This window comes from Lentibacter sp. (assembly GCF_965658795.1).
Lineage (GTDB): Bacteria > Pseudomonadota > Alphaproteobacteria > Rhodobacterales > Rhodobacteraceae > Lentibacter.
Window position 1 is genome coordinate 127440 of the sequence record NZ_CBFHTG010000004.1, and the last position, 18779, is coordinate 146218.

At 60.3% G+C, this 18779-nt stretch carries 17 protein-coding genes; 6 read left to right on the forward strand and 11 right to left on the reverse strand.

Annotated features, from left to right (window positions below):
• The first annotated feature begins 142 nt into the window (after positions 1-142).
• From ccmI to ACTG3X_RS04440, 3 genes are read left to right on the forward strand one after another with little or no spacing between them, the layout of a single operon-like run.
• Complete coding sequence (gene ccmI / locus ACTG3X_RS04430; RefSeq protein WP_439110027.1) at positions 143-1378, forward strand: c-type cytochrome biogenesis protein CcmI; 1236 nt, start codon at positions 143-145, stop codon at positions 1376-1378.
• Positions 1375-1860 carry a Holliday junction resolvase RuvX gene (gene ruvX, locus ACTG3X_RS04435; RefSeq protein WP_439110028.1) on the forward strand — a complete coding sequence of 162 codons (486 nt, stop codon included), beginning with the start codon at positions 1375-1377 and terminating at the stop codon, positions 1858-1860. The genes ccmI and ruvX overlap by 4 nt, the downstream gene beginning before the upstream one ends.
• Positions 1850-2089 carry a DUF1289 domain-containing protein gene (locus tag ACTG3X_RS04440; protein ID WP_439110029.1) on the forward strand — a complete coding sequence of 80 codons (240 nt, stop codon included), beginning with the start codon at positions 1850-1852 and terminating at the stop codon, positions 2087-2089. Before ruvX ends, ACTG3X_RS04440 begins: the two co-directional genes overlap by 11 nt.
• A gap of 239 nt (positions 2090-2328) precedes the next feature.
• Here ACTG3X_RS04440 and ACTG3X_RS04445 read toward each other — a convergent pair whose 3' ends face one another.
• From ACTG3X_RS04445 to ACTG3X_RS04460, 4 genes are all read right to left on the reverse strand, one after another.
• A complete protein-coding gene (locus tag ACTG3X_RS04445; protein ID WP_439110030.1) occupies positions 2329-3093 on the reverse strand; it encodes a hypothetical protein in 765 nt (254 codons plus the stop codon).
• Complete coding sequence (locus ACTG3X_RS04450) at positions 3090-3908, reverse strand: sulfite exporter TauE/SafE family protein (protein ID WP_439110031.1); 819 nt, start codon at positions 3906-3908, stop codon at positions 3090-3092. Before ACTG3X_RS04450 ends, ACTG3X_RS04445 begins: the two co-directional genes overlap by 4 nt.
• Complete coding sequence (gene dusA, locus ACTG3X_RS04455) at positions 3901-4938, reverse strand: tRNA dihydrouridine(20/20a) synthase DusA (protein WP_439110032.1); 1038 nt, start codon at positions 4936-4938, stop codon at positions 3901-3903. The genes ACTG3X_RS04450 and dusA overlap by 8 nt, the downstream gene beginning before the upstream one ends.
• Before the next feature lie 88 nt (positions 4939-5026).
• Positions 5027-7072: an FAD-dependent oxidoreductase gene (locus tag ACTG3X_RS04460; protein WP_439110033.1), complete on the reverse strand. Its 2046-nt coding sequence runs from the start codon at positions 7070-7072 to the stop codon at positions 5027-5029.
• Between the two features lie 206 nt (positions 7073-7278).
• On the opposite strand from ACTG3X_RS04460, the gene ACTG3X_RS04465 reads away from it, so the two are divergent.
• Positions 7279-8487, forward strand: a complete 1209-nt coding sequence (locus ACTG3X_RS04465; protein WP_439110034.1) for an NAD(P)/FAD-dependent oxidoreductase — start codon at positions 7279-7281, stop codon at positions 8485-8487.
• Between the two features lie 72 nt (positions 8488-8559).
• Here the strand turns inward: ACTG3X_RS04465 and ACTG3X_RS04470 are convergent, their stop codons facing one another.
• The 5 genes from ACTG3X_RS04470 to ACTG3X_RS04490 all read right to left on the reverse strand — a co-directional run bounded on the left by ACTG3X_RS04470 (position 8560) and on the right by ACTG3X_RS04490 (position 15326).
• Positions 8560-10230 carry a BCCT family transporter gene (locus ACTG3X_RS04470; RefSeq protein WP_439110035.1) on the reverse strand — a complete coding sequence of 557 codons (1671 nt, stop codon included), beginning with the start codon at positions 10228-10230 and terminating at the stop codon, positions 8560-8562.
• A 373-nt stretch (positions 10231-10603) separates the two neighbouring features.
• Positions 10604-12139, reverse strand: coding sequence for a histidine ammonia-lyase (gene hutH / locus ACTG3X_RS04475; protein ID WP_439110036.1), 1536 nt, complete (start codon positions 12137-12139; stop codon positions 10604-10606).
• Positions 12140-12217: 78 nt separating this feature from the next.
• A complete protein-coding gene (locus ACTG3X_RS04480; protein ID WP_439110037.1) occupies positions 12218-13618 on the reverse strand; it encodes a TRAP transporter large permease in 1401 nt (466 codons plus the stop codon).
• Complete coding sequence (locus tag ACTG3X_RS04485) at positions 13605-14249, reverse strand: TRAP transporter small permease subunit (RefSeq protein WP_439110038.1); 645 nt, start codon at positions 14247-14249, stop codon at positions 13605-13607. Before ACTG3X_RS04485 ends, ACTG3X_RS04480 begins: the two co-directional genes overlap by 14 nt.
• Before the next feature lie 63 nt (positions 14250-14312).
• A complete protein-coding gene (locus ACTG3X_RS04490) occupies positions 14313-15326 on the reverse strand; it encodes a C4-dicarboxylate TRAP transporter substrate-binding protein (protein ID WP_439110039.1) in 1014 nt (337 codons plus the stop codon).
• 208 nt (positions 15327-15534) lie between these two features.
• Between ACTG3X_RS04490 and ACTG3X_RS04495 the strand changes: the two genes are divergently transcribed.
• Complete coding sequence (locus tag ACTG3X_RS04495; protein WP_439110040.1) at positions 15535-16344, forward strand: division plane positioning ATPase MipZ; 810 nt, start codon at positions 15535-15537, stop codon at positions 16342-16344.
• Positions 16345-17451: a THUMP domain-containing class I SAM-dependent RNA methyltransferase gene (locus ACTG3X_RS04500; protein WP_439110041.1), complete on the forward strand. Its 1107-nt coding sequence runs from the start codon at positions 16345-16347 to the stop codon at positions 17449-17451.
• On the opposite strand, the gene ACTG3X_RS04505 is transcribed toward ACTG3X_RS04500, so the two are convergent.
• Both ACTG3X_RS04505 and ACTG3X_RS04510 read right to left on the reverse strand, forming a co-directional pair.
• On the reverse strand, positions 17417-18307 hold the full coding sequence (locus tag ACTG3X_RS04505; RefSeq protein WP_439110042.1) for a DMT family transporter: 891 nt from the start codon (positions 18305-18307) through the stop codon (positions 17417-17419). The genes ACTG3X_RS04500 and ACTG3X_RS04505 overlap by 35 nt on opposite strands.
• Positions 18304-18738, reverse strand: a complete 435-nt coding sequence (locus ACTG3X_RS04510; protein ID WP_439110043.1) for a MarR family winged helix-turn-helix transcriptional regulator — start codon at positions 18736-18738, stop codon at positions 18304-18306. Before ACTG3X_RS04510 ends, ACTG3X_RS04505 begins: the two co-directional genes overlap by 4 nt.
• Positions 18739-18779: the final 41 nt, after the last annotated feature.

Genomic DNA, 18779 nt, shown 5'->3' on the forward strand with positions numbered 1-18779 from the left:
TGTTAGATGCTGCATCCTATCTGCCCCAAACGGCCCGCGCATCCCCCCAGCATTGCGCCACAATCCCTCACAATTGCGACATCATCGCTCAGCCCTGCGATTTGCTCTTCCCTGTGCGCCCCACGCGCCCTAAATGTGGCCCATGTTGTTCTGGATTATATGCGCCGCTCTGGCCCTGCTTCTCGCCGCTCTGTTCGCCCTCGCCCTGCTTCGCAGCCGCGTGGATGAAGAGCATCCTGCCGCCTATGATCTGCGCATCTACCGCGACCAGCTCAAAGAAGTGGAGCGCGACCTCGCCCGTGGCGTGCTCTCTGAGGCCGACGCCGAGCGCATCCGCACCGAAGTGGGCCGCCGCGTGCTGGCCGCCGATGCACAGCTGGCCGTGGCCGATGTTGCAGGCAACCAGCCCCGCCTGCTCACCCTCGTCGCCGCAGGCTTGATGGGCCTTGGCCTTCTGGGCGGCGGCCTTGCCGTCTATGGCCAGCTCGGCACCCCCGGGCTTGGCGACTTGCCCCATGGCGCCCGCTTGGCCGACGCCCGCGAGACCTATGCCAGCCGCGAGCCACATGACACCTTCATGGCCCGCCTGCCCGCGCGCGTGGCCCAGGAACCCGAGCCGCAGTTTGCCGAGCTGATAGAGCGCCTGCGCACAGCCGTTGCCAGCCGCCCTGATGACCTGCAGGGCCAACAGTTTCTGGCCCAGAACGAGGCCCGCCTTGGAAACTTTGCAGCCGCACGCACCGCCCAAAGCGCGGTGATCCGCCTCAAAGGCGAAAGCGCCACGGCAACAGACCACGTCACACTGGCGCAAATGTATATCTCCGAGGCAGGCGGCTATGTCTCGCCCGAAGCCGAGCGCGCCCTGCGCATCGCCCTCAACCGCGACGCAACCGACCCTGTCGCGCGCTATTTCCTCGGCCAGATGTGGCTGCAAAACGACCGCCCCGACCGCGCCTTTGGCCTCTGGTCACAGCTGCTCAACGAAGGCCCCGAAGAGGCCCCGTGGATCGTGCCGATCCGTCAGGGCATTGATGATATCGCCTGGCTCGCAGGGCTGGACTACACCCAGCCCGCCCCGCGCGAGACAGCCCTTGATCTGCCCGGCCCCTCGGTGGAAGACATTGAAAACGCAGGCCAGATGAGCCCGCTTGAGCGCCAGGAAATGGTGCAAGGCATGGTCAACCGCCTCAATGAGCGCCTCGCCACAGAAGGCGGCACCCCCGAAGAATGGGGCCGCCTCATCAGCGCCTATGGCGCTCTGGGCGATGAAGGCCGCGCGCTCGCGATCTGGCGCGAAGCCCAGCAACGCTTTGGCGACAATCCCGATGCGCTCGAAACCGTGCGCCGTGGCGCACAGCGCGCTGGCGTTGATCAATGATCTGCGAAACCCCGGAAGACTTTCTCGCCGCCCTCCCCGAGATGGGCGGCCTGATGGGCCTTGATCTGGGCGACAAAACCATCGGCCTTGCCGTCTCTGACACCTTCCGCAGCTCGGCCTCGCCGCTGCAAACCATACGGCGCAAAAAGTTCACGCCCGACGCCACAGAGATGCTCGCGCTCGCCACGGCGCGCAATATCTCGGGCCTCGTGCTCGGCCTGCCGCGCAACATGGACGGAACCGAAGGCGCGCGCTGCCAGTCCACCCGCGCGTTTGCCCGCTCCCTCACCCGCATGACAGACCTGCCCATCACCTATTGGGACGAACGCCTCTCGACCGTGGCCGCCGAAAAAGCCCTGCTTGAGGCGGATACGACCCGAAAGCGTCGCGCAGAGGTGATCGACCATGTCGCCGCCTCCTATATCCTGCAGGGGCTGCTCGACAGATTGAGCCACATGAAAGGCGCACGCAATGAAAGATGACAGAATCAAGGTCTGGTCTCGCAACGAGATCGAAAGCCCCTGTATCCAGATTTGTGTGGTGCACCCCGAGACACGCCTGTGCACAGGCTGCGCCCGCTCGATTGACGAAATCGGCCGCTGGTCGCGCATGGAGCCTGCCGAGCGCAGCGCCATCATGGCCGAGCTGCCCACCCGCGCCGCTGTGCCCACAGGCCGCCGCGGTGGCCGCTCCGCCCGCCTCAACCGCTGAGGCCAAGGGCTTCGCTGAGGCCAACGGCTTCGCGCGTCTGTAGGGTGGGTGCCAACCCACCACTCACACCACACCATTCACACCCCACCACGCCTAACCCACCGAACGCCCCGTTTACCGATGTCGCGTGACCCAAATCACCCCTCAGGCGGTGCACGCATGGTGCACGCCCGGTGCACAGATATCATCCCCATAGACTCACCGCTCGCAGCCGCCGTTAACCAGGCCCAACGACGGGGTTACGGCTTGTTAAGCCAGTCTGTTCGGCTGGGGGCTTCGGGGCGGAAATAGGCAATCATCCGCGGGGCTGCATCTGCTGCGCCCCAAGGCGCCACACCATGCAGCGCAAAGCGGTGCATGAGGTAGGCCTCACCGGGCTTGGCACAGACCTCAACCCGCTGACATTCCTCAAAAATTCTGGCCCGCAGCGCTTGGTAGCGGGCCGTCAGGTCAACCTCGTGCCACTGGCTTTCAGGCAGGCCCGCAAAAGCCGCGCGCAGCATGTCGTGCAGCAGTCTGTGGCTCCCCTCCCAGACAACCATGGGGCTGGCCGCACTCTCGCTTAACGGAATGCCAAGAACCCACGCATGATACTCCCCCATGCGCCTTTGCCGCTCGGCCCCCTCAAGCTTCAACCCATCCAGATGCGCCGCATCACGCTTGAGCCGGTAACGCCCCGCCGCGTCGCTCTCGCCCTCTCTGGGGCGCGGGTAGCCGTCATAGATCACCGAGAGCTGCGCTTGGTGCAGCGGCAAGGGGCCAAACAGCGCGCGCGCAAAATCATGGGCCTGCCCTGTGAGCGGCCCGCTCTGGCCCACAGCGCCCGACGCGTCATTGGCCAGCGCATCCACGCCCACAAACCACGTGCCGCCGCACTGGTGCCAATGGGTGTTCTCAGGCGCGGCCACCGCATCCCATGCAGGCTGGCGCGCAGCCTCGACCCACGCGGCCAAAGCCGCGTCATGGGCGAATTTTATCCAACCTTTTTCAAGGTATTCTTTCAATATCCCAAGGCCTTACGAAGCATATTTAAAGCAACCAGCGTGAGGAAGACCGCAAACACCCGCTTGAGCGGCTTTGCATCCATCGCATGCGCGAGCTTTACCCCGTAAGGCGCTGTAATCATTGTCATTGAGACGATCACACCAAAGGCCACAAGGTTGACCGCGCCAATGGTAAAGGGCGGTGCGCCCTCAATGCTGACAAAGAGAAAACCGATCACCGCAGGCACCGCAATAATCACCCCGAAGCCCGCCGCCGTGGCCACCGCGCGGTGAATGGGCGTGTTGAAAAGGCTCATCAAAGGCACCCCAAAACTGCCCCCGCCAATGCCCATCAGAACCGAAAGAAAGCCCATCGCAGGCGACAGCACCGCCCGCTTGACGCCCTTGGGCATCTCTTGCCCCAGCCGCCACTCACTGCGCCCGAAGCCCATATAGAGGCCGATCACAACACCAAGGCAGCCAAAGATCGCCTGCAAGGTCACCGAGCGCAGGCTCGAGGCGATGAGCATCCCGAACACCGCACCAATCGCGATGCCGACAGCCCAGGAGCGCAAGATCTCCCAATCCACAGCGCCCTTCTTGTTATGGCTCAAAACCGAGCGCACAGAGGTCACAACGATCGTCGCGAGCGACGTCGCCAGACAGACCTGCATCAGCTGCGGCCCGTCATACCCAAGCGTCTGAAACGCATAGAAAAAAGCAGGCACCAGCACGATGCCGCCCCCCACACCCAACAGCCCCGCCAAGACGCCCGCAAAGGCCCCGATGGCCATGAGCATCACCAGCATCTGAATGAGCAAACCTGTCTCAGGCATCCGAAAATCCTTCTCTCTGCGCCGCTTGGGCACTCTGACGTGCCAACATGACCGCGTCCAGCGCCTCTTTCACAAGCGCCACCCCGGCCCCGGGCTTATGCGCGCCTTCCGACAGCACTCGCCGCCAGACCCGCGCGCCCGGCTGGCCTGCAAAAAGCCCCAGCATATGCTTGGTGATCTGCCCGAGCCGTCCACCCGAGGCGACATGCGCCTCAATGTAGGGCAGCATCAGTTCAACCGCCTCTTCAGGCGCGCTCAAAGGGTTTTCGCCGCCAAAGACAAGCGCATCGGCCTGCGCCAGAATATCCCAAGGCTGGTGGTAGGCCGCCCGCCCGATCATGACCCCGTCCAGCCCGCGCGCAAGCTGGTCGCAAGCCTCAGGCAGCGTGGCCACACCGCCATTGAGTGAAATATGCAGCGGCGCAAACGCCGCTTTCATCTCATGCACGAGCTCGTAGTCCAAAGGCGGAATATCGCGGTTTTCCTTGGGCGAAAGCCCTTGCAGCCAAGCCTTGCGCGCATGAACCGAAAAGCGGCTCACCCCCGCGGCCGAGACCCGCTCAAGAAAGTCAGGCAAGATATCGCGCGGCTCTTGGTCATCTACGCCAATACGGCACTTCACCGTGACAGGCACATCCACCGCCGCCCTCATCGCCGCGCAGCACTCGGCCACAAGGTCGGGTGAGCGCATCAACACAGCGCCAAAAGTGCCCGATTGCACGCGGTCAGACGGGCAGCCCACATTGAGGTTGATCTCGTCATACCCCGCCTCGGCACCGATCCTGGCCGCCGCCGCCAGCTCCACAGGGTCAGAACCGCCCAGTTGCAAAGCCACGGGGTGCTCGTCCTGATGATGATCAAGCAAATGATAGGCCTTCCCGCGCACAAGCGCAGGCGATGTGACCATCTCGGTGTACAAAAGCGTCTGCCGCGACATCAGCCGATGAAAGAAGCGACAGTGCCTGTCTGTCCAGTCCATCATGGGGGCAACAGACAGTCTGGCCGCTGCGCGCGCTGTGGTGTCTGACATGGGCTCCCTCCCTTGCGCGCCGCCTCGGGCGCGCCACCTGTTTGGGGTGGGGCATAATATGCCCCCGCCAGCGCCGCAAGCCCGTGGCTCAGATATCCTTGACCAGCCGAAGCGCATCATAGATGGCGGCATGGGTGTTGCGCGCGCTCACGGCATCACCGATGCGAAAGAGCTGGAACGCACCGTCCGCGTTGCGCACAACATCCTGCGCGCGCCCCGCAATCAGCGCGTCATAATCCACCTCGCCAAGGTTTGAAGACAGCTCTTTCAGCTCAAAATACAGCTCGTCCAGCGGCAATGTGCCGTAGTTTACCACCACCTGATCATACTCCGCTTCATAGCTGTGGTCGCTATAGTCTGTGCCGATTGTGGCTTTCAGCTTGTTGCCCTCACGCGTCACATCCAGCAGGCGGCGGGTGACCGTGAAGGTCACATCCTTGTCCTGCAGGCTGCGCATATAGGGCACGAGGTTCATCGCCATGATATCCGGCGCAAAGACACGGTCAGGTGTCATCACCTCCACACGGCTCCCCGCGGCTGCGGCAACCTCTGCGGCCTGCAGCGCAGGGTGATCCCCGCTTTCATCATAGATCAGCACGGTTTCGGCGGGTTTCACATCACCCGCGATCATGTCCCAGCTGCTCACAACATGGGGCTGCTCGCGGCCTTGCTCAAAGAGCGTGAGCTGGGGCAAACCCCCTGTCGCCACAATCACAACATCAGGCGCAAGCGCCATCACCTCGCCCGCCTCGGCCCATGTGTTGAAGCGAAAGTCCACATCGCGCGCCGCGCATTGCGCCATACGCCAGTCGATAATCCCGATCATCTCGCGCCGCCTCGGGCTTTGGGCTGTCAGGCGCACCTGTCCGCCCGCTTCGGGCGCGGCCTCAAACACGGTCACCTCATGGCCCCGCTCGGCGGCCACCCGCGCCGCCTCAAGCCCCGCTGGCCCCGCCCCGACAATCACAACCCTGCGCCGCGCGCGCGCCGGCGCAATCGTATGGGGCATGCTCAGCTCGCGCCCCGTGGCTGCATTGTGCAGGCAGAGCGCCTCACCGGCCTGATAAATCCTGTCCAGACAGTAGGTCGCGCCCACGCACGGGCGAATATCATCTTCACGCCCCTCCACGATCTTCTGGACGATATGCGGGTCTGCCATATGCGCACGGGTCATGCCCACCATATCAAGCTGGCCCGAGGCCACCGCATGGCGCGCTGTGGCCACATCAGGAATGCGCGACGCATGAAAGGTGGGCATCCCCGTGGCGCGGCGCACCTCGCCCGCAAAGTCCAGATGCGGCGCGCTCTTCATACCTTGCACAGGAATCACATCTGTCATCGCAGGATCGGTGTGAATCCGCCCGCGAATAACGTTGAGAAAGTCCACCTGCCCCGTCGCGGCCAGCCGCTTTGAAATATCGATCCCCTCCTCAGGGGTGATCCCGCCTTTCTGGGCCTCATCCGCGGTGTAGCGAAACCCGATGATGAAATCCTGTCCCACGCGTTTGCGAATGGCCTCCAGCACATCCATCGGAAAGCGCAGGCGGTTTTCCAGCGTATCCGCCCCATATGGCCCCACAAGTTCGTTGGTGAGCGGGGACCAGAACTGATCCAGCAAATGCCCGTACACCTGCAGCTCGATCCCGTCCATGCCGCCCGCCTTCATACGCTCGGCCGCATCGGCAAAATCGTTGATAATGCGCACAATATCCCAATCTTCAATCAGCTTGGGAAAGGCACGGTGCGCAGGCTCGCGGTGGCGCGACGACGAGACAGAGGGCAGCCAGTCGCCCTTGTTCCAAGTGGTGCGCCGCCCCAGATGCGTCAGCTGGATCATCACCGCACAGCCATGTTCGTGGCAGGCATCCGTCAGCCCCGTGATCCACGGCACGACCTCGTCTTTATAGGCCAGAATATTGTTGAACACAGGCGGGCTATCCTTGCTCACCGCCGCCGAGCCAGCTGTCATTGCCAGCGCCACACCCGCCTTGGCGCGCTCGGCGTGATAGGCCGCATAGCGCGCCTTGGGCATCCCGTCTTCGGGGTAGGCAGGCTCGTGGCTTGTGGTCATGATCCTGTTTTTCAGGGTCAGATGCTTGAGCTGAAAGGGCTGGAGCAACGGATCTTTTGACATGAAGGCCTCCTCATTCAAGCGCGCGCCGAAGATGGCACCTGCGCCCTGTGTCTCACCTGCATATGAGCGCAGAGCCGCGCGCCCTGTCCATCCCGAAAGTGAAAAATATACGCAAGAGGCGCGCCGTGCATTTCTGCTCTTCACAGCGCTTGCACCTCGGCCTAAATCTGCCAGTCTGAGAACAAGCCAACAGCAGAGTCCCCAAGATGAACACACAGTCTCCCCAGCACAGCGCCTATGATGTTATCATCATCGGAGGCGGCATCATGGGCGCCTCAACAGCCTGTTTTCTCAGCCAGAACCCCGACTTTCAGGGCAAGGTGCTCGTCATCGAGCGTGACCCGAGCTACGCGTTTGCCTCCACCTCCCACACCAACTCCTGCATGCGCCAGCAGTTTTCCACGGCGCTCAATGTGCAGATCTCGCAGTTTGCCGCCGACTATGTCAAAAACCTAGGCCACCACCTGAACGACAGCCGCGTGCCCGCGCTCACCATCCAGAATTTCGGCTATATGTACCTTGCCGCCGATGAGGCCATGGCCAATGTCTTGCGCGCCAACCACAAGGTGCAGGTCGCCGCAGGCGCCGCCACACAGCTCCTGAGCCGCGACGAGATCGCCGCCGCCTACCCGTTTTATCAGCTCGATGATATTCTCCTCGGCTCGATCAACACAGTCGATGAAGGCTATTTTGATGGCCAAGCCGTGTTTGACTGGCAGCGCCGCATCAGCCGCGAGGCAGGTGTCGAGTATCTTGCAGGCGAGGTTGTGAGCCTGACGAAAAACGCCAGCGGCACAGCCATCGAGAGCGTCACACTCGCCTCTGGCGACACCCTCGCCTGTGGCCAGCTCGTCAACGCAACAGGCCCCCGTGCCGCCGTCACAGCTGCCATGGCTGGCGTCGCCCTGCCCGTTGAGCCGCGCAAGCGCTTCACATGGATGTTCTCTGCCGCCGAGCCGCTCGACCGCCCGCTGCCACTCACCATTGACCCGTCAGGCGTGCATGTGCGCGAAATCGGCGGGGGCGTCTATCAGGCAGGCGGCCACACCGATTATGACCCCGCCGTCCCGTTTGATGACTTCGCCATGGATCACAGCTTCTGGGAGAGCCACGTCTGGCCCATCATCGCCACGCGCATTCCCCAGTTTGAAGCGATCAAAGTCACAACCGAGTGGGCGGGCCACTATGCCTACAACACGCTTGACCAAAACGCCGTCACAGGCCCCCACCCCGAGATCGGCAATTTCCTCTTTCTCAACGGGTTTTCGGGCCACGGGCTTCAGCAATCTCCTGCCATGGGCCGCGGCACCGCCGAGTGGCTCACCTATGGTGAATACCGCAGCCTTGATCTGAGCCCGTTTCACTACGAACGCGTGCTCACAAACACCCCGATCATTGAGCAAGCGGTGATCTGACACACAGCTGCACCCAAAAGAAAACGGCCCCCCTGCTTTCACAGGAGGGCCGCACTCTGCTTGTGCGCAGCGTCACTCAGCCGTGCTTGGCTCGACATGGGTTGTTTCCAAGCCATGCTTTGTGCGCATCCCGTCGCGATAGATCGCCTTGATGAGCGAAACCCCCATCAAAACCATCACAAAGCTGAAGGGCAGCGCCCCGATCACCATAGCAGTCTGGATCGCGCCCAAACCTCCGGCGATGATCAGCCCACCGACAACAAACGCCAGAGCCGCGCCCCAAAACAGGATATGAGGCCGTGCCTTGGGGCCTTCGTCGCCCGCAGCATTGATGGTGTTGATGATCAAGACAGCACTGTCCGCCGATGTCACAAGGTAGGTCAGCAACAGGATGACCACCAGAACCGACATCGCATAGGCCAGCGGCTCGCTCAGGATCACAGCCAGCATCGCAAAGAGCTGGTCTGACTGACCCGCCCCCACAATCGCGCCGCCCGCTTCCCCTGAAAGCTCAAGGTCAATCGCTGTGCCACCGACAAGCGCAAACCACACAAAGCACATCACCGCAGGGATGATCATGGCGCCCAGCACATACTCGCGGATCGTGCGGCCCTTGGAGATACGCGCCAAAAACACGCCCACAAACGGCGCAAAGGCAATCCACCATGCCCAATAGAAGATGGTCCAGCCCCCTTGCCACCCGGACAAGGCATCGCCCGTCTCTGTGCCGTCAGCCGACCAGACAGTGAAGATATTGCCGGGAATCGACAGCAGATAATCCCAGATCCCCAAGAACAGCGCTGTGAGGCCAAAGAGCGTGGAGCCAAAAATGACAAAGAACGCCAAGACAAAGAAGCTCAGCCCCATGTTGATGTTCGAGAGCCATTTGATGCCTTTGCCCACACCCGACAGCGCCGACAGTGTCGAAGCCCCCATGATAACGGTCAGAGCCACAATAATGCCCAGTGTAGAGGATGAGCGCGTCCCGTCGGCCGCTGTGTCAAAGAGCCAGTCTCCGACCCCGATCCGCGACAGACCCGAGATAAACTGCTCCACACCAAAGCCCAGCGTCTGCGCAACGCCCAGTACCGTCGCCACAACCGCCACGACATCGACCGCATGGCCCAAGGGGCCAGACAGGGATTTGCCGAAAATCGGCGTCAGCGCCGAGCGGATCGTAAGCGGCAGGCCACGGCGGTAAGAGAAATACCCGAGCGCCAAGCCAACAATGGCATAAGACGCCCAGGCTGCCAGCCCCCAGTGGGTGAAGGACCAGACATAAGCGTCCCGCACATTGCCCGCGGTGCTGCCCTCGGTCAGCCCCATAATGGTGCTCGGGTTCTTGGCCCAGTGATACATCGGTTCAGCCGTGGCAAAGGTCAGCATCCCGATGCCGATCCCTGCCCCGAACATCATCGAGAACCACGAGAAGTTGGAAAACTCGGGCCTGTCATCCTCATGCCCCAGCCGCATCCTGCCCGCCGTGGGCCAAAGCGCGAGCGCAAAACAGAGAATGACGAAGAACGCCATGACGTAGACATACCAGTAGCTAAAGGCCCCCAGAATGATCGTGTTGAGCGCCCCCAGAACCGAGGCCGCCTGATCTGGAAACGCGATGGCCCATAAGATCAGGGCACCAACCAAAATCTTGGCCGTAATCGCCACATCTTTGGTGAAACCACGGTAAAATCCCGCAGCTGCCACGCGAATAGGTAAACTTGTAATTGGTGGTTTAACTGGCATGTATCCCTCCCTCGGAAACGTAAGTTACTGAATAAAAGTCACAATTTCTATCCGTTCTCGAATTCATTCTGACAGTTCGCGCCCCCAGTCTTTACAAATTAACCTTCACGTCTAGGGGAAGTTTCTTAAATCGCCCATTTTTTGGGCAAATCAGGCTGCGCCAACGGAGTCTTTCGGGCTGATCCAAAGATGCTGGCTGGGGGCAGAACACCGCCACGCAAAAGCGCCGCGCGCGCACGGTGCCTTAACCAAATTTCCTTAACAGAAATTAACCTATCGCCGGTGCACGGGGGGTGCACGCCCGGTGCACGCAAGTCACCCCCCGTTTTGAGCCTGAAATCCCGTGTTAACCCACCCGTGCGGTGGCCGCCGCCTAGCCCAGCTGTGGAAGCGCCGTGGCCGCCGCCCCCGTCACCGCTCCATCGTGCACAAGCGCTGCCGCATCGGCCAGATCGTCGGCCATATAGCGGTCGTCTCCCAGCGTCGCGACCCGCGCGCGCAACCCTGCAATGACCCGCGCCAAAGCGGCGCTCGTGGCCAAAGGTGCCCTAAATTCAACACCTTGCGCGGCGCAGAGAAGCTCTACGCCCAGAATGGTTTCAAGGTTGCGCACCATCTGCATCAGCCGCCGCGCACCATGCGCCGCCATGCTGACATGGTCTTCCTGATTGGCCGAGGTCGGCGTGCTGTCTGTCACGGTCGGGTTCGCCAAGTGTTTGTTTTCGCTCATCAAAGCCGCAGTCGTAACTTCCGCAATCATCAGCCCCGAGTTCAAGCCGGGGTTCGGCGTCAGAAAGGGCGGCAAGTCAAAGCTCAAGGTCGGATCAACCATAAGCGCCACCCGCCGCTGCGCAATCGCCCCGATTTCGGAGAGCGCCAAAGCGATCATATCAGCCGCAAAGCCCACAGGCTCTGCATGGAAGTTTCCGCCCGACACGATCAGCCCCGCTTCGGTCAAAACAAGCGGGTTGTCCGTGGCCGCATTGGCCTCGATCAACAGCGTGCTCGCCGCTTGGCGCATCACATCCATCGCCGCGCCCGTCACCTGTGGCTGACAGCGAATGCAGTAAGGGTCCTGCACGCGCGCATCCCCCTCACGGTGGCTCTCGCGGATCTCCGATCCCTCCAGCAGGTCACGCATAGCGCTCGCCGCCTCGATCTGCCCTGCATGGCCCCTAAGTGTATGAATTTCAGGCTGTAAGGGCGCTGTAGACCCCATGATCGCATCCGTCGAAAGCGCCGAGATAACCAGCGCAGATTGCGCCGCGCGCCAGCCCTCAAAGAGGCCAGCCAACGCATAGGCCGTGGAAAATTGCGTGCCGTTGATACAGGCCAAACCCTCTTTGGGCCCAAGCACAACGGGGCTAAGCCCCGCCTGCGCAAGCGCCTCGGCAGCGGGCATAAGCTTGCCCTGATACAGCACTTTGCCCTCGCCCATCATTGCGGCGGCCATATGGGCCAAGGGGGCCAGATCACCCGATGCGCCAACAGAGCCTTGCGCGGGAACATGAGGGATAACCCCCTGCTCCAACATGCCCTCAAGAAGCGACACCAGAGACCACCGTACGCCCGATGCACCCCGTCCAAAGGAAATAAGCTTAAGCACCATCATCAGACGCACATGCGCCTCGGGCATCGGCTCACCAACACCGCAACAATGGCTCAGAATAAGGTTGCGCTGAAGTTGGGCCGTATCTTCGGGCGCAACCTTGACGCTGGCAAGTTTGCCAAAGCCCGTGTTCACGCCATAAACCGCAGCGCTGCCCGCCGCTGCGGCCTCAATACGGCTTTGCGCCAACTCGACAGCAGGCTTGCAAGCCGGGTCAAGCCGCACGGCTACATCACTGCGGTACACCTGCTCAAGGTCTTGCAGGCTCACCTGCATTGGCGTCAAAACGAGCGTGCTCATAGTCTTTCTCCCTGCCATATTGCAGGAAGAACTACCGACTTAAAAATAATATGTCTACACATATTACCACATGCTGGCTTATGCCAAGGAAGGCAACCACAGCACGATCGCAGGGAAGGCCACCAACATCGCGATGGTCAGACCATCGGCAATGAAGAATGGTGTCACGCCCTTGAACACGTCTTGAACCGTCAGGTCATCGCGCACGCCTGCCACAACAAAACAGTTGAGACCAATCGGAGGGGTGATGAGACAGAACTCTGCCATCTTCACCACCAAGATCCCGAACCAGATCGCGCACATCTCCCCTGACATCCCGAAGGCACTGTCAGCAGCGGCAACATTTTCGCCCCCGTTCAGAGCCATGACCGCAGGATAAACCACAGGCAATGTCAGCAACAGCATCCCAATCGCATCCATGAACATCCCCAGCACCGCATAGGCCAGCAGGATGCACACAAGAATAACCATCGGCGACATCTCGAGCGAGGTGATCCAATCAGAGAAAGCGCCCGGCAAATCTGCAAATCCGAGGAAGCGCACATAGATCAGAACACCCCAGATGATGGTGAAAATCATCACCGTCAGCTTGGCTGTCTCCAGAAGAGCGGCCTTAAGCTGTGGCCAGCGCATACCCTGATACAAGGCCATCAGAAAAACGATAAACGCCCCAAGCGCCCCGCCCTCCGTGGGCGTGCCCCAGGCCTTGTCGCCAAACGGGTTGTAGACAAAGCAGATGATGATGAAAATCACAGCGAAAATAGGCATCGCCGCAGGCAAGCTCTCAAAGCGCTGACGCCATGTGAACCCCTTCACAGGCGGGCCAACTGTCTTGAAAACAAGCGCAATCCCGATGATGATGAGAGCATAGATGATCGCCGAAAACGCGCCCGGCACAAAGCCTGCCAACAGCAGCTTGCCCACATCCTGCTCAACAATAATGGCGTAAATCACCAAAATAGCAGAAGGCGGAATAAGGCTCGCAAGCGTGCCACCCGCCGCCACAACACCCGCCGCGAACTGCTTGTTATAGCCGATCTTGAGCATCTCGGGGATCGCAATACGCGCAAAGACAGCGGCCGTTGCAACGCTCGCGCCAGACACAGCCGCAAAGCCGGCCGTGGCAAAGATCGTGCTCACAGCCAGACCACCAGGAACCCAGGCAATCCAGCGCTTTGCCGCTTCAAACAGCGCGCGCGTGAGGCCTGCATAATAGGCCAGATAGCCAATCAGGATGAACGTCGGAATGAGGCTCAGCTCATGGCTGGCGACCTTTGAGTGGGGCACCTGCCCCGCCGTTTTCGCAGCAACCGTGATCGCCCAGCCGATATCTTCCGGGTCAAACCCCTTCTTTGACCAGAAGATCAAAAACAGGCCAACAAGGCCCGCAAGCGCTGCGGCAAAAGCCACGCGCATCCCCAGAACGACGAGAACAAGAAGCCCCCCGGTGACCCAAAGGCCAATCTCAATCGGCTCCATTTCGGCCCCCTTCTTCAAGAATTTTGGCTTCAGCTGCAGCCAATTCTGCCGCGCTCAGCACGAGAGGCACCGCCACAGGCGCCTCGTCACCGCGCACAAAGGCGCGGCCATATCCAAATATTTGTATCATCAGCCGCAGCGACAAAACGCCGAAGGCCACAGGCACGACAAGCTTTGCAGGCCAGATCGGCAGACCGATATCGATGGTTGAATCGCGGCTCCACATCGGCGCGCCAAAGTCAAAGGAGCGCTCAAAATGTGCCCAACTGCCCCAAAGCAGCAAGAGCATCAGACCAAAAATCATCAGCACCGAGATCATTTCAAAGAGCCACAACGCCCGCGCGTTCAAACGGCTCACCAAAATATCCATGCGAATGTGCGTGCCATCGCGCTGCGCATATGACACCGCAAAAATAGCAATCACAGGCATCAGCTGCATGATCCAGTCAACATAGCCAGACAAAGGTGCGTTGATCGTCACACGCCCGCCCACAGAGCGAACAGCCAGCAACATCAGCGAGAAAATCGCCAAACCTGCCACCAGCGCCATAAATTGCTCAACTTTTAATAAACCTCGGTCGAGACGGCTCAGAAACGAGCCATCCTCCAAGACGGGTGATGCACCTGCCATGTGTTTCGCCTCTAAATAAAATGGTCAGGGCGCACCCTATGGCGCGCCCTGCTCTTCAGATGATCAGTTGCTCATCTTCGCTTTTTCAAGCGTGCTCACGACAAGGTCGTAAAGCTCTTGCGCGGGCATCCCCTGAGCGCTCATGTCAGCGATCCAGGCATCGCGGATCGGGTCAGCCGCCACTTTGCGGAACTCGGCCAGCTGTTCGTCACTGATCTCTACTTTGGTCACGTTCTTCTCGACAAGGATATCATCCCATTTCTTGAGAAGCTCACCGTAGTTTGAGAGATAGTAATCAATCGCCTCAGGGATCGAGCTATCAAGCGCCTCGCGCTCGGCATCTGACAAGGCTTCATAGGCATCGATATTCACAACCACAGGGCAGTTCACCGTGCCGGGGTTGAGGTTGGCAGTCCACCACGTGGCCTCATTGATCGTGCCAAAGCTCAAGTGCGCGTGCTGGGCAAATGCGACCGTGTCCACAACGCCTGACTGCATCGCCTGAAAGGCTTCTGCTGACGTCACAGATGTGGGCACCGCGCCAACGGCCTTGAAAGCCTCGCCGATACCACCTGTCGCGCGCACGCGCATCCCTTCAAATTCGGCCAGCTCGTCACGGGGCTCGCCTGTGCCGGCAATGTTATACTGCGGCATGGGTGAGGTCATGATGATCTTGGCATTCCACTGCGCCATCTCCTCGATAACGGCTGGATGCTCATAGACAGCATGGCTCACAGCCACTTCTTCTTTGAGAGTGTTCACACCAAGGAACGGCAGCTCCAGAACAGTGATCGCGCGGTTCTTGTCGCGGTGATAGCCCGCACAGAACTGGGCCATCTCGAAAGCACCAATCGAGATACCATCAAGGTTCTCGCGGTTCTTTGACAGACCGCCGTAGCTCACATTCATGGTGAACTCGCCATTTGTCTTTTCGCTGACAAGCTCCGCCAGTTTCTCAACATGCTCGGTAAAAGCACGGCGCTTGCCCCAGACGGAAACATTCCATTCTGTGGCCGCGGCCTCGGTGGCAAAGCTCAACGCAACGGCTGTCGCCGCCAGTTTTGCAACTGTGTTCATAATATTTCTCCCTTTTTGCAACCCTGTTGGTCGGGTTGGCTGGCGGAACGCTAGCGCTATCGCGCCCAGTTGCCAAGCCCTGCCATTTCGAAACGTAACGTCTTTCTTACGCTTCCCCTTTGCCTGCACTGCCCATATAAACAGATCGATAGACCAGAGCGCTGCGCACAGAAGATGCAGCGCACAATGACTGCAAGGGGCAAGGGCCATGGCGCACATCATCGTTGTCGGGAATGAAAAAGGTGGCGCGGGCAAATCGACCGTGTCCATGCACATCGCAACAGCCCTGTCACGACTGGGGCACAAAACCTCTGTGCTCGATCTGGACCTGCGCCAGAAGACCATTGGCCGCTACCTTGAAAACCGTGTCGCCTTTTGTGCCAAGGCAGGCCTTGAGCTGCCCACCCCGGAATATCACGAGCTCCCCGAAATCGACCAATCCCAGCTCAAACCGGGCGAAAACATTTATGACCACAGGCTGTCAGCCGCCGTGGCCACGCTTGAGCCTGACAACGACTTTATCCTGATCGATTGCCCCGGCAGCCACACGCGGCTGAGCCAAGTGGCCCATTCGCTCGCCGATACGCTTGTCACCCCGCTCAATGACAGCTTCATCGACTTTGATCTGCTCGCCCATATCGATGCCGAAGGCGAAAAGATCATTGGCCCGTCGGTCTACTCCGAGATGGTCTGGTCAGCCCGCCAGCTGCGCGCACAGGCAGGGCTCAAGCCGATTGACTGGGTTGTCATGCGCAACCGCCTCGGGGCCCAGCGCATGGTGAACAAAGAGAAGATGGAGCGCGCCGTTGACAAGCTCGCCGCGCGTATCGGATTTCGTGTCGCACCGGGGTTCAACGAACGCGTCATCTTCCGCGAGCTTTTCCCGCGAGGCCTTACCTTGCTTGATCTGAAGGATGTCGGCGTGCAAAAACTCAACATTTCCAACATCGCCGCGCGCCAGGAGCTGCGCGAGATGATGAAATCCCTCAAGCTGCCCAATGTCAGCGTTGATTTCTAAGTGAGCACATCATTTGATATTTTCCTGATCTGCCCTCCGGGGCTGGAAAAGGCTCTCGCCGCCGAAGCGCTCGAACACGGCTTTACCCCTGCCCGCCCTGTCGCTGGAGGGGTCGAGGTCACAGGTGGCTGGAGCGAGGTCTGGCGCGCCAACCTCATGTTGCGCGGTGCCGTGCGTGTCTTGGTGCGCATCGGCGCGTTTCGCGCCTTTCACCTCGCCCAGCTCGACAAACGCGCGCGCAAGTTTCCTTGGGCCGATATCCTGCGCCCCGATGTCCCTGTCCGTGTCGAGGTGAGCACCAACAAGCGCTCCAAGATCTACCACGCAGGCGCTGCCGCCCAGCGCATTGAGACCGCTATCAAAGAAACGCTGGGCGCACCCGTCTCACCCGAAGCCGCCCTGACACTCAAGGCGCGGATTGATGACAACCTTGTCACCTTCAGCCTCGATACATCAGGCGAGAGCCTGCACAAACGCGGCTTCAAAGAAGCGGTCAACAAAGCCCCCATGCGCGAAACACTGGCAGCGCTTTTCTTGCGCGAAGCGGGCTATACGGGCCAGGAGCCGGTGCTTGACCCCATGTGTGGCTCGGGCACCTTCCCCATCGAGGCCGCCGAGATCGCCATGGGCCTTGCGCCGGGCCGCAGCCGCAGCTTTGCCTTTGAAACACTGGCAGGCTTTGACGCGGACGCATGGAACACTCTGCGCAGCGCCGTAACACCCAAAACCACCGAGCAACGCTTTTACGGCTCTGATCGTGACCAAGGCGCCATCACCATGAGTGGGCGCAATGCCGAAGCGGCAGGTGTGTCAGCGCACACACAGTTCAGCTGCGCCTCCATCTCTGATCTGCCCCGCCCCGATGGCCCCACCGGGCTTGTCATCATCAACCCGCCCTATGGCGGGCGCATTGGCAACAAGAAGCCGCTCTTTGCGCTTCATGCCTCACTGGGCACCAAGCTGAAGACCGATTTCAAAGGCTGGCGCGTGGCCATCATCACCACAGAGGCATCCCTGGCCAAGGCCACAGGTCTCAACCTGTCCGCTGGCCCCTACATCCCTCATGGCGGGCTTAAGGTGCGGCTTTACCAATCGGGGCCGCTTTAGGGCGACGGCGCATAAGCACCAGCAAGTTGGACAGCCCCAGCGCCCCGATCACAACAGCCCCGCCGATCAGCGCATATGCCCCAGGGTCTTCGCCCAGCGCAAACCAGACGAGCAAGGGCGCAAGCACAGATTCCAGCAGGATCAGCAAAGCCACCTCGGCCGACGGAATGTAGCGCGGCCCAAGCGCCAGCCCGATAGAGCTGATCGCGATAAACAGCCCGTGCAGAGCCACAAGGGAGTATTGCTCAGGCGCAAGCTGGAGCGGCTGCACAAAAGGCCAAAGGCAAAGCGCCGAGACAAGATAGGCCACAGGCAGCATCGGCACCATCGAAACACTGCGCACCCGCCGCGCCGCCGTGAGCGCCACAGCAAAGACAAAAGACACGCAAACCGCCAAGAGGTCGCCCTTGAGGCTCGCGCCATGCGTTTCGCCTGATCCATAGGTGATAATGCCAAGGCCGAGAAACACCGCCAGCATGGTCACCATCATGCGCTGGCTCATCCGTTCGCCCATCACCACAAAACTGAGCAGCGCCGAGAAAACAGGCATAGACGCAAGAATGAAAACCACATTTGCCACGCTCGTATGGCTGACAGCCAGCGTAAAGAGTATCCCTGTGCCACTCATCGCCACCAGATAGAGGTAAGCATATGGCCCACCGCGCAGCGCAGCGCCGATAGGGCGCACACCACTTCGCAACACAACAAAGCCAAGCACCAGCACCCCGGTGCTCAGCCCGCGCCAAAAGGATATCTCCAACGGGGGCACATCAATCAGCCTGATAAACAGACTGTCAGGCACCACAAACAACACGCCCATCAAGGTGATGAGAAGCCCCTTGAGCGGATCACTCATAGCTTTGCCAAATGCGTTAGCAGTTTGCGCAGGATGTCGACCTCACCTTCAGAAAAAGCCTCCGCCAGCTTGGCATCATAGTCCATCGCCACCCCCCGCAGCTCGACATAGGCCGCCCGCCCTGCAGGTGTGAGCTCCAGATATTCTTGGCGCCGATCATCTGCATCGCGCTCGCGTGTCAAAAAGCGGCGGTCTTCAAGGCGCGCCACCGCGCGGCTGATCTTGGTTTTGTGCATCTTGGAGCGCTCGCAAATCGCTTTGGCCGTCAGCTTCCCGTAAACACCGAGATGAAACAGAACCCGCCATTCCGTACGCAACATGCCGTAGCGGTCTTTGTATATACTCTGAAACGCAAGGCTGCTTTCCTCTGCGGCTTGGTTTAGCAAATAGGGCAGGAAATTCTGCAGCTCAAAGTCATCTTTTTTTGTCATCAACGCGTCTCCCTTGGTTGTTAGTTACAAAATCAACTGTT